Source organism: Streptomyces sp. ISL-98, assembly GCF_018614055.1.
Taxonomy (GTDB): Bacteria; Actinomycetota; Actinomycetes; order Streptomycetales; family Streptomycetaceae; genus Streptomyces; species Streptomyces spiramyceticus.
On record NZ_JAGGPB010000086.1, the window covers coordinates 24,354 to 32,222 of the forward strand.

7 protein-coding genes and 2 pseudogenes are annotated in these 7,869 nt (G+C 67.6%); 4 read left to right on the forward strand and 5 right to left on the reverse strand.

What is annotated here, in order from left to right:
* Window positions 1-36: 36 nt before the first annotated feature.
* From J7I98_RS42765 to J7I98_RS37980, 3 genes are all read right to left on the reverse strand, one after another.
* Complete coding sequence (locus tag J7I98_RS42765) at window positions 37-774, reverse strand: CdaR family transcriptional regulator (protein ID WP_214929624.1); 738 nt, start codon at window positions 772-774, stop codon at window positions 37-39.
* Window positions 775-836: 62 nt separating this feature from the next.
* Window positions 837-1,487, reverse strand: a complete 651-nt coding sequence (locus J7I98_RS37975; protein WP_308378077.1) for a response regulator transcription factor — start codon at window positions 1,485-1,487, stop codon at window positions 837-839.
* Complete coding sequence (locus J7I98_RS37980; RefSeq protein WP_214929626.1) at window positions 1,471-2,880, reverse strand: sensor histidine kinase; 1,410 nt, start codon at window positions 2,878-2,880, stop codon at window positions 1,471-1,473. The genes J7I98_RS37975 and J7I98_RS37980 overlap by 17 nt, the downstream gene beginning before the upstream one ends.
* Before the next feature lie 292 nt (window positions 2,881-3,172).
* Here J7I98_RS37980 and J7I98_RS37985 point away from each other — a divergent pair, with 292 nt between their 5' ends.
* From J7I98_RS37985 to J7I98_RS38000, 4 genes and pseudogenes are all read left to right on the forward strand, one after another.
* Window positions 3,173-4,222 (forward strand): trypsin-like serine protease, encoded by a 1,050-nt coding sequence (locus J7I98_RS37985; RefSeq protein ID WP_214929627.1) that lies wholly within the window; start codon window positions 3,173-3,175, stop codon window positions 4,220-4,222.
* Window positions 4,223-4,276: 54 nt separating this feature from the next.
* A complete protein-coding gene (locus J7I98_RS37990; RefSeq protein ID WP_214929628.1) occupies window positions 4,277-5,230 on the forward strand; it encodes a hypothetical protein in 954 nt (317 codons plus the stop codon).
* A 136-nt stretch (window positions 5,231-5,366) separates the two neighbouring features.
* Window positions 5,367-5,540, forward strand: a pseudogene (locus J7I98_RS37995) (M55 family metallopeptidase); the annotation flags it as partial.
* Window positions 5,541-5,668: 128 nt separating this feature from the next.
* Window positions 5,669-5,917, forward strand: a pseudogene (locus J7I98_RS38000) (transposase family protein); the annotation flags it as partial.
* A gap of 85 nt (window positions 5,918-6,002) precedes the next feature.
* Here J7I98_RS38000 and J7I98_RS38005 read toward each other — a convergent pair.
* A complete protein-coding gene (locus tag J7I98_RS38005; protein WP_308378078.1) occupies window positions 6,003-6,980 on the reverse strand; it encodes a transposase family protein in 978 nt (325 codons plus the stop codon).
* Between the two features lie 77 nt (window positions 6,981-7,057).
* On the reverse strand, window positions 7,058-7,606 hold the full coding sequence (locus J7I98_RS38010) for a GNAT family N-acetyltransferase (protein ID WP_214929629.1): 549 nt from the start codon (window positions 7,604-7,606) through the stop codon (window positions 7,058-7,060).
* Between the last annotated feature and the right edge of the window lie 263 nt (window positions 7,607-7,869).

Consider the following 7,869-nt stretch of genomic DNA (forward strand, 5'->3'; position numbering starts at 1 on the left):
GCGGTGTCACTGTCTTCGGCTCAGAGCTTGCGCGCGTCATCGCGATCCCGTCCTCGCCGTCAGACCACCGGTGTGTACCGCGCTGAGCAGTCGACGGCCCTTCAGCGCCAGTTCAATCTCGAAGCGCGTCCTTGGGCTTTGCAGTGTCGGCCCGAAGAGCCTCTCGATCTGGCGCATCCGGTAGCGCACGGTCTGAGGGTGTAGACCGAGTGCCTGGGCTGCCGCGGCAACTCCCCTGCCTTCCAGCCACGCCAGCAGCGTCTCAGCCAGCTGCGCCTCCCGCCGGGACGTCAGACCGGCCAAGGGCCTGAGGTGCAGGGCCGCCATGGTGCGGAGGAGGAATTCGTCCTGCAGCAACAACAGGCCGGACAGGTGGTCGTGTACATGGACGACTCCGGCGTGGCCGTTCGCGGAGGTCAGCTCCAGGAGACGGCAGGCCCACCTGTGTGAGTGGTGGGCCTCACGGCGCGGCACCACCGGGCCGACCGCGACCCTGTGGTGCTCCAGTCCACGCCGAAGGAGCCGCGTGTTGCCCTTGGGGTCCGGCAGGAGCAGACACAGCACGTCGCCCCTCGCGCCGGTGAGTATGCCCGGCGCGATCGTGAGCGGCCGGTGCGCCGCGTCCACCGGCGCCACGGCTATGGCCTGGACCGTATCGGGGAGAATCCATCCCGCGAGGTGAGCCAGCCGCGCAACCGTCGTCTCGTCGGGGGGCGGGTAACTCACCAGGGCTTCGAAGAGGTCGGTAGGCCCGACCGGTCGTATGTCTGTCACGAGGCAGCGATTCCCAGGCGGATGCCGCGCAGAACGGCGAGGGGAGGTGCCTCGGGGGTGCCTCATGCCGATTCGTCGGGCCCCCCACCGGGGAATGGCGACGGGAGGTGGGAGAGGGGTTGGTCGAGCAGTCCCGCGGTGCAGGCGAGGGTGGCTGCCTGCACCCGATTGCTGACGCCCAGCTCGCGCATGAGCTGACTCACTTCCGCCTTCACCCGCGACTCGGAGAGGCCGACTGCGGCCCCGATCTGCGCGTTGGAGCTGCCGTGGGCGAGCAGAGCGAGAATGTGCCGGTGGTTCCTGGGCAGCGCGTTCAGCTGGACCTGCGCCTGGGTGGCCCGGACGGCGGTGGAGCTGTTGTACCGCTCGATGAGTCTGCGGGTCATCGACGGCGAGACCAGCGCGTCGCCGGCGGCTACCGTGTGGACGGCGGCGATCAGGTCACGAGGGGCGATGTCCTTGAGGATGAAGCCGTCGGCGCCGGCGTTGAGCGCCTCGTGCAGATGCTCATCGAGCGCGAAGGCCGTGAGGATGATGACGCGGGGATGCCTGGGGAGACTGACCAATCGGCGGGTGGCCTCAACCCCGTCGACGTTCGGCATCCTGATGTCGATGATGACGATGTCGGGTCGGTGGACCCTCACGGCTTCCAGCACCTGCGAACCGTCGGCGGCCTGGCCGACCACGGTGATGTCGTCAGAGGCTTCGAGCACCAATCGGATCCCTTCTCGCACCATTGCCTCGTCGTCGACGAGAAGGACGCGGATCATGTGGTTGTCCAATCGTTGGAATGCTTGCGGACAAGTGGAAGCCCCCGTCTGGTGTCGCATCGGCGAGCAGGACGCCACCGGTTTGTGTGACGCGCTCGCGCATGCCGCGCAGGCCGTAGCCGCTGCCGAGAGAGCGCGCGGCCGCATCTCCCTGGGCCGCCTTGGGGCCGTTGCGGACAACGACTTCCAAGAGATGCGGGCGTGCGACGACGGCAACGTCGATCTCTGCCCCGTGTGCGTGGCGGATGGCGTTCGAGATCCCCTCCTGAATCACGCGGTAGGCGGTGCGATTCGCCGCCGAGCCGGCGTGCAAGATCTCTCCGGTCATCCGCCAGGTGACCCTGGCCCCCGCCTGCTGCGTCCGGTCCACGAGTTCCTGCACTTCGCGTCGCCATGTTTCGTCGGCCATCTGGTCGGACATGCCGTCCGTCGCGTTGGGATCGGATCGGAGCAGGTCAAGCAAGTCGCGGAGTTCGGCCATGCCTTGGCGTCCGAGATCACCGATCAGGGCGGCCGTGCACGTCACTTCGGGCGCGCCCGACGAACGCACTTCGAGAGCGCCTGCCTGAATGATCATCAGTCCCACATAGTGGGCCACCCCGTCATGGAGATCCCTGGCGAAGCGGGCGCGTTCCTCCAGGCGGGCATTGGATGCCGAGAGCCGCTGCTCACGCTTGAGGCGATGTGCGTGGTCCTTGATGATCCCGATGTGCAGGCGATGGGTGCGTACGGTCGCCGCAATCAGCACGGGCAGCACGATCGTCGGCAGGATGTACATCTTCACGGTGAATGTCACCAGCGCCGGGAAGGGAAGCGGCGGCGCCAGAGCCAGGGTCGGCAGGGGGACGAAGACCGGCACCGCGGCGCCGGCCATCGCCGTGAGCGCAGCCCAACCCGGACGTCCCCGGGTCACGAGCGTGTACAGAGCGATGGGATAGAGGAAGGGGCTGCCGCGCTGCAGCCACAACTCGACGATCGCCAAGACAGCGGGTATGAGAGGCCATCGGCGGCGCAAGGCCAGTGCCAGGGATGCCAGAACCGAGACCACGATGATCAGCAGACGAAGGTTGCCGACAGGAATCACCGCCGCGTATTTCGGGTCGGCGGCAGCCAGCGCGGGCAGGAGGATCAGCTGTACGAAGAGGGTGTAGGCGGTTACGGCGACCGTCAGCACCGCGTCATAGGCAAGGGTGCGGCGCTTTGGGCGCACTGCCACACCCAGCCGCCTGTGGCCGCCGCTGTCGGGCCTCAGGGACCGAGTGAACATGTCCCACACACCGACTGCGCCAAAGGCGCGCTGATACCGCGGTCCGGCCGCTTGGCTCTGGTCGAACATTCGTTACCTGCTTCTCTGCCGGGCTGGCCAAGGCGTCGTAGTGAGTCATTCACCTGATGAATACGCAGGCTTCGGCAGCGAGTTCAGAAGAACGGCGTTTTTAGAAAATTTGCACAAACGCGCTCCTCATCGCTGAACGATCTGGGAGCGCCGAGTCAGTTACCACCTCCGCCGGTCGTCACGTGGCAGATACGTCTCGTGGTGGATTCCGCAGACGATCGTTGGCCGTTGACTTCAGTCAACCGGCAGGCGAGCGCAACGCTCGTCAGCCTTCGATCGACTGGAGGAATACATGCGCGGAGGAAAACGATCAATTCGGCGCTCTCGGACGCACAAGGGCGTCAGGGCTGCCGTTCTGACGCTGGCCATCGGCGGTGTGTCAGCGGGGGTGTTCAGCGCGGCGCACGGTGCTGTTCCGCTGATTGTCGGAGGGCAGCAGGCGCCGAAAACATACCCCTTCATGGGGTCTTTGCAGCAGGCCGGCAAACATGTCTGTGGCGCCACACTGATCAACTCAAGGGTCATGGTCACGGCACAGCACTGTGTCCAGGGCATGTCTTCGCCGGGAGCCTTGACGGTACGCATCGGATCGAATGATCGCTCAAGCGGCGGCACCGTGGCTCAAGTCGCCGAAGTGGTGACACCCGGGTCCTCGTCAGACATACGAGGTGCGGACATCGCACTCCTGAAGCTGTCCAGGGAAGTGCCGAACTCTCCGGCCGAAATAGCATCCGCCAAGTCCGGGAACGGCGCGCCACTGCATCTGATCGGCTGGGGGCAGAGCTGCCCCGAGAGGGGCTGTGAGCAGGAACCGCCCCGCACTCTCAAGGAATTGACCACGCCGCTCCAGCCCGACAGCGCCTGCCAGGAGATCGTTCCGGGCAGGGAACTGTGCGTCGGCGGCACCCGGACCGACACCGCCTGTTTTGGCGACTCGGGCGGGCCCGCGCTGGTCGATGCGGATGACAGATTGCAATTGGTGGGCGCCACAAGCCGCGCGGGAGGCAAGAGCGCCACCTGTGGCGTCGGCAATGTGATCTACACCGACGTCACAGCCTTTCGTGAGTGGATCGACAAGAACGATGGCCCGCCCGGCAGTTCGGATGGTGCCAGGCCCCATGGCAGGCCGGGCAGCCGCATTCCTGGCGTCGGTTCCGGGTTCCCGAGGTTCCCGGGTAGGCCCGGCATCGGGTCCGGTATCCCCGGTATCGGTTCTGGTGGTCGAGGTATCGGCCCTGGTATTCCCGGTATTGGCTCCGGTATCCCGGGCATCAGTTCCGGTGGTCCGGGCATTGGCCCTGGTTTCCCGGTCGGTCCGGGCATTGGGCCTGCTATTCCGTGAACAACTTCCACCTCCGTCATCGCGAGGTGGATTCGAAGAGAAGGAAAAGGTGTAATGAACCACAAGCGGACATCAAAGAATCGGCCGAAGTGGCTTGCCGCGTCCGGGGCGGCAGCTGTCGTAGCCGCAGTTGCCCTGTCGCCCGTTGGTTTTGCCAACGAACCCGCCAGTACCCCACGCGGGGCGGCTGAGGCTCAAGCGGAGGTTGACTGCGAACCGGGCGCAGACTCGAAGCCCGGTGGTGCGAAGCCGGCCCCCGTGGAGCCGGCCCCCGCGGAACCCGACGCCACGGAGCCGGAGAGCGTGGAGCCGGCCCCCGCAGAGACGGCCCCCGCGGAGCCCGATGTCACGGTGCCGGAGAGCGTGGAGGCGGACGCCGCGGTGCCGGACGCCGTGGAGCCGGAGAGCGCGGAGGCGGACGGTCTACTGAGCGGGGCTGCCGACTGTGCCAGCGACCCGAAGTACGGTGAGTGGACGGGCGGTGACCCTTCAGGCCGGAAGCCCGGCCGTCAGGGTCGGGCACTCGACTTCAACTCCGGGCCTGGCGCACCCTCGGCAGGGTATCCCGGAGCGGCGCTCTCCAAGAGTCTCTACCTCAAGATCGCGCGCATGGACAATGCCTCGTTCGTAGAGATGCGGAATCGGGTGCTTCAGCTGGATCCGGCTGATCCGGTGAATGCCCGTCTGCAGCGCAGCTTCTACGCCAATGGGTGCACGGGAGTCCCTATGCGGGCAGTTTCACAGCAGACGCTCGATGCCTGCCTTCAGCACGACTTCCGGTACACCGTGGGCCCCAACGTCATGACGGGGCCGGCGGTCAAGGCGGACAGGGACGCCGCCAATAGGCAGCTTGGGGAGAACATCGGCGGAAAGACCGGAACGGTGGCGGAGTATCTGACCTGGGCCGTGGGGTCGTGGTTCTACGAGCCGACACCCCAGGCAGGCAGGGTGATAAGTGGCATCTTCGGGGTGGCCGGAGAGCGGGGTAGCGGTCGCGTGCCACGCTGACGCCCATGACAGGGCCGGGCAGGGCGAGACGACCGTCTCGCCCTGCCCAGTCTCGCTGTTGTACCGCCGGTCGGGCCAGAGAGCGCGTCCATCTCATCCTGACGCTGGTGTTCGCCTACGCGTAACGCGATGCGACATGAAGATCCTGATCAGCGCCGACATGGAAGGCGCCACCGGCGTGACCTGGCCGGCCGATGTGCTGCCCGGCACGCCCCAGTGGGAGCGCTGCCGGTCCATGTTCACCTCCCATGTGAACGCGGCGGTGCTCGGCTTCGACGACGACGGCGCCGATGAGGTGCTCATCATTGAGCCTTTTCAGGCTGGCCACTGATCGGGTGACGCCGGTGAGGTGGGGAGGGACAGTGGCTGCAACGCACGAGGCTCCCGTGCCGTTGGGGGAGGTGTTCGAAGTCTCAACCCATCGGCACAGGAGCCTCGTTGGTTCCCCATCCTGCCGCACTCGACCTGCCTCACACCCTGGTCGAGTGGGTCACCATGCTCATCGTCACCCGTGAGGGCGACCGACGGTGCAAGCTCCCGCCGCACCAGCGTGCGCTCGTCGCTCTCGTGTACCTGCGGCGCCATGACACCCTCGCCCGCATCGCAGCCGGCTTCGGGTTATCCGTCGGCACCGCCCACGCCTACGTCACCGCCGTCACCGGCCTGCTCGCCGACCGCGCCCCGGGCCGAGCAGAGCGAGCGGGCGGCACTTACGGTCTTGGGGGAAATTGAGCTTCGGGCGTGCTGGCCTGGCGGCTCGGCTGGTGGGTGATCAGCGGGCGGTGTCGCGGACGAGGACGAGTTCGGTGCTCGTCCGGCGGTGGGTGGCACGCTGCGCGGATCGGTCGGAGACGAGCGAGGCGATCGCGAGATGGGTCTCGGCGTAGGTATCGCGGCGTCCGGTGAATCGGCGCAGGGGTGCCCACTGGCGGAGCTCGGCGTTGGTGTGTTCCACACAGATCCTCGCCGAGGACTGCCGCCGCCGTGTCTCGCGCCAGGCGTGCTTGTCACCGTCGCACGCCTCGTCCTTGGGCTTCTTCGGCGGGGCGCTGACCTGGCCGGGGAACTCTTTGGCCAGCCCGAGGTAGCCGGAATCGACCTTCGCCTTCACGCCGGTACGGGTGCGGAACTGCTCGGCGATGCCCTCGGTGCGCACGGCGGTCTGGTCGTGCATCCGGCCGGGGCGGACCAAGCCGGACAGCAGCAGGCGGCCCTGGCCGTCGCTGAACGTGGTGGTCTTGATGGTGTTCTGCTTGCGTTTGCCGGAGACGAACGCCCGGCGCCCGGGGCGGTCGGCCTGCGGGCGGCGGACCTGGGTCTCGGCCCCGTCGAGCCGCAGCTCGACGCCCTCCGCCTCGGCATAGGCGAAGACGTCCTCCAGTGTCTTCAGCCGCAGGCCGGGCCGGTCGGGCACGGCGAAACCACGGGCTGCCAGCAGCGGGCGGACCTGGCGGATGGCCGCGGAGACAGTGGAGCGATCCACCTCGAAGAGCTCGGCGAGCACCACGTGCGGCAACTGATGGCGCAGATGGACCAGGGTGACAAGCAGCCGATCGAGGAAGACCAACTTGGGCTTCCGGCCGGCACCCTCCGCCCGCCGACGCTCCCCGCCCCGGGCCTCGCGGAGCGCAGACTGCCGCGCGGCCTCCCACGCACTGGCGAGCTCGGCGAACAACTCGCCGAAAAGTGCGCGTGAGACACCGGACAGGGCAGGATGGGAACAGGCCGCACGGGCCCAGGTCAGCTTCACAACTCACCCAACCCGTGCGGCCCTTCTCATGTCACGGCCCGACCGGGACGATCACCGTGTCCGCCGAGGCCGTAAAGTTACCCGGCCTGAATCGCGTCGGCCGGGACCTCAAAGATGATCGTGAGTCCGTCGCGCTCGTTCCCCTGCTCTCCGACGCGCGTGAAGCCGAAGCCCTCGATGGAGGCCAGGGAGGCGGTGTTGTCGGATCCGATCCTGGCGCGCACGGTCCTGACACCGGGTTCGGCGGCGGCCCTGACGAGCAACGCCCTCAGCATGGCGCGGGCATAGCCCTGGCGGCGGTACCCGGGCACGACGGTATAGCCAACCTCGACCATGCCGACCTCGTCCGGCGGCCCGTGGAACCCGGCGTCGCCAACGACGACCCCGTCCGGCTCGGACACCGCGGCCCGCGTGATCCAGGGCGCGGCAGAGGGGTCCTTGGCGAGCTGGTCGGCGCGGTAGCCGAAGATCCAGCGGGCTCGCTCACCGACGAAGTGTTCGTCAAGGGCGACCCCGGCCTCGGCGCTGCCGCCGGCGAGGTCACCGTCGGCAAGCGCCCGCAGTGTCTTTGCGCTGAGCTCGACGAAGCGGACGCGTTTGGGGGTGGAGAGAGGTTCGTTGTTCATCGCGGTGATGCTCACCCAGAGCCGGAGAGCTGTCCACCGCTTTACGGCCTCGGCGGACATGGTGACGGCCACACGGACGCCGCGATACCTACGCCGAGACCCATCTCGCGATCGCCTCGCTCGTCTCCGACCGATCCGCGCAGCGTGCCACCCACCGCCGGACGAGCACCGAACTCGTCCTCGTCCGCGACACCGCCCGCTGATCACCCACCAGCCGAGCCGCCAGGCCAGCACGCCCGAATGACCTCTCGCAGTGAAGGTTG